This window comes from Sphingomonas sp. CCH9-E2 (assembly GCF_001557215.1).
Lineage (GTDB): Bacteria > Pseudomonadota > Alphaproteobacteria > Sphingomonadales > Sphingomonadaceae > Sphingomonas.
Map to the genome: position 1 here is coordinate 1 of NZ_LSJM01000151.1, position 1,275 is coordinate 1,275.

Annotated in this window: 1 protein-coding gene; it reads right to left on the reverse strand. The window is 67.7% G+C overall.

What is annotated here, in order from left to right:
• Positions 1-1,130 (reverse strand): sensor histidine kinase (locus tag AX681_RS08110; protein WP_066682028.1); only part of this gene is annotated, 1,130 nt, incomplete at its 3' end.
• Positions 1,131-1,275: the final 145 nt, after the last annotated feature.

Here is a 1,275-nt window from a genome sequence, read left to right on the forward strand (position 1 = left end):
GTCACGAACACGCTGCCCCCGCCATATTTGGCAGCGTTTTCGACGAGGTTGCCCATAATCTCGTCGAGATCCTGACGCTCGATATGCGCGACGAGATCCTTGGGACCGTCGGTGTCGATGCGGACATGGGGATAGAGGCGGGCGACCGCGCGCTCGACCGATTCGACGCTGGGCCAGACGGGCGCGCGGCTGTGCGCGCTGCCGCGCCGTCCGACCGCGCGGGCGCGAGCGAGGTGGTGGTCGACCTGACGGCGCATCGTCCGCGCTTCGCGCACCACCGTGGCGGGCAGGTCGTCCGACTGCGCCGTCGCGGCGTTCATGATGACGGTCAGCGGCGTCTTGAGCGCATGGGCAAGGTTGCCGGCGTGGCGCCGCGCCTCTTCGGCCTGACGGTCGTTATGCGCGACGAGGCCGTTGAGCTCCTCCACCAGCGGCGCGACTTCGGCGGGCATCGCGCCGTCGATCCGCGGCGTTTCGCCGGTGCGCAGCTTCTGGATCGCGAGGCGCAGCTTGCGCAGCGGGAGCAGGCCGTACCAGGTTTGAAGCGCGGCCATCGCGATCAGGCCGGCGGCGAGCAGCAGGAAGCTGCGCACCAGGGTCTTGCGCAGCGCCGCGATCTGGGCGTCGAGCACTTCGCGTGTTTCGGCAACCTGAAAACGCCAGCGGACCGGCGATCCGGGCAGCTTCACATCGCGTTCGACCACGCGCAGCCGCTGATCGAGCTGGTCGGAATCATAGGTGTGCAGCTCGAGATCGTTGTGCGTCATGCCCGTATCGAGGCGGCGGTCCCACAGCGAGCGCGACGGAAAGGGCTCATGTCCCGGCCCGGACACCTGCCAGTAGAGGCCCGAATAGGGTTCGAGGAAACGCTGGTCTGAAAGCTGGCGGTTGAACGCGACATTGCCATCGGGATCGAGCTCAGCCGAGACGATCAGCGAGGTCAGGATATATTCCAGCCCCTCGTCGAAATTGCGCGTCACGGCGCTGGTGAGCACGCGGTCGAGCGCGAAGCCGCCACCCGCGAGCAGCAGCGTGATCCACGCCGCAGCGATCAGGATCATGCGACGGCTGAGCGATCCGGTGCTGGGGGTATAGCTGCGCGGCGCGGGGTCGCCCGGACGCGTTTCCACCGGTGCCGCCACGTCCCCAGCCGGCGTGCGGTGCACGATAGACTTTAATCGACGAAACATCATTTCCCCTCCCGCTCGCGGGAGGGGCTAGGGGAGGGCCTGTCCACACGGAGCGCGGCCTGTAGTGACAGGCCCTCCCTTAGCC